This window comes from Bacillus sp. AP50 (assembly GCF_040492675.1).
GTDB classification, from domain to species: domain Bacteria; phylum Bacillota; class Bacilli; order Bacillales; family Bacillaceae_G; genus Bacillus_A; species Bacillus_A cereus.
Window position 1 is genome coordinate 1 of sequence record NZ_JBEUTW010000612.1, and the last position, 1,832, is coordinate 1,832.

The window sequence follows — 1,832 nt, forward strand, 5'->3', positions numbered from 1 at the left end:
GTAAAGAGTGGGTTTTTATGTTGTTATTTAGATGTAAGTATACTTTTATTAGAATGAATATAGATAATTAATAACTAACCAATTGGATGAGCGTCTATAAGGATTCTCTTTTATTCAAATTAATGTACATATGTGTTCCGTTCATTATTTATAATATTGACCACAATTTATGTAATTTTGCATAATGTTACATAAATTTCGTATTTTCTCTTTTTTCCGACAGAAATAGACAGTATACTTTGTACAAGCTTTCTATTTCAAAAATTATACGAGGTGAAATAATGAAAAACAAAAAGACATTAACTAAGGTAGCATTAACAACAGGATTAGCTTTAACAGCTGTGGCACCATATGGCGTAGGTCATGCAGAGGAAACAGATCAACTACAAGTCCAAATTCAAGAGGAATCGTTCCGTTCGGGTGAACTTACACAACCGTCACAAAAGGCACCAGAAAATGTAGTAAAGGATGCACTTAAGGAGAAAACAGAGCAAGCTCTGTCCCAAAAACAAGTCAATGGAGAAGCAGGAGTAGATTATAAAGTTCTTCAAAAACGTGGTTCGTATGATGGAACTACACTTGTGCGTATGCAACAAACATACGAAGGAAAAGAAGTATATGGACATCAATTAACTGCACACGTAGATAATAATGGTGTTATTAAAAGTGTTTCAGGTGATAGCGCACAAAATTTAAAACAAGAAGAATTGAAAAAACCTATTAATCTATCAAAAGATGAAGCAAAACAATTTATTTATACGAAGTACGGAAACGATCTCAAGTTTATTTCTGAGCCGGAAGTTAAAGAGGTTATTTTTGTTGATGAAAATAATGGACAAGCTAAAAATGCATACCAAGTTACCTTTGAAGCTGCAACACCAAACTATGTTTCTGGTACTTATTTAGTAAATGCACAAAATGGTGATATGTTAAAAAATATGGTACAAGAATCTAACTTAAAAGCCAGTGACAAACTAGTTGGAGCTTTAAAGAAAAGTAAACAAAGCAGTCTTACATCATTAACTGGAACAGGAAAAGATGATTTAGGTATTTCTCGTTCATTTGGTATCTCTAAACAAAGTAATGGCAAATATGCTCTTGCTGATTATACAAGAGGGCAAGGAATTGAAACATATGATGTGAATTACAGAGATATTACTAAAGAAGAAAGCTATTATCCTGGTACATTAGCGACTAGTACTTCGGCAACATTTAACGATCCAAAAGCAGTAAGTGCTCATTACTTAGCAACAAAAGTATTTGATTTTTATAAAGATAAATACAAGCGTAATAGCTTTGATAATAAGGGACAAAAGGTAGTTTCAGTTGTACACGCTTGGGATTCTGAAGAGACGAATGATCCGAAAAATTGGCAGAATGCATTAAGTGCTAATAATGGAAGTATGCTTGTATATGGCGATCCTATTGTTAAAGCATATGACGTAGCTGGACATGAATTTACTCACGCTGTTACTTCTAGCGAATCTAATCTTGAATATTACGGGGAATCTGGTGCGATTAATGAGGCAATATCTGATATTATGGGAACATCTATTGAGAAATACGTAAATAATGGAAACTTCAACTGGACAATGGGAGAACAAACAGGATCTGTTTTCCGTGATATGGAAAACCCAGCTTCTGTTCCATCTTCACTAGGAGTACCTTATCCAGATGATTACAGTGAATTTAACGATTTTAATGGATGGGATCAAGGCGGTGTTCATTTTAATTCAAGTATTATTAATAAAGTTGCGTATCTCATTGCGAAAGGCGGAACTCATAACGGAGTAACTGTTAAAGGAATTGGTGAAGATAAAATGTTTGATATT

At 33.6% G+C, this 1,832-nt stretch carries 1 protein-coding gene; it reads left to right on the top strand.

The features are described 5' to 3' along the window. Window positions 1-281: 281 nt before the first annotated feature. On the top strand, window positions 282-1,832 hold a 1,551-nt coding region (locus ABWK52_RS27345; RefSeq protein ID WP_353772281.1), incomplete at its 3' end, for a M4 family metallopeptidase.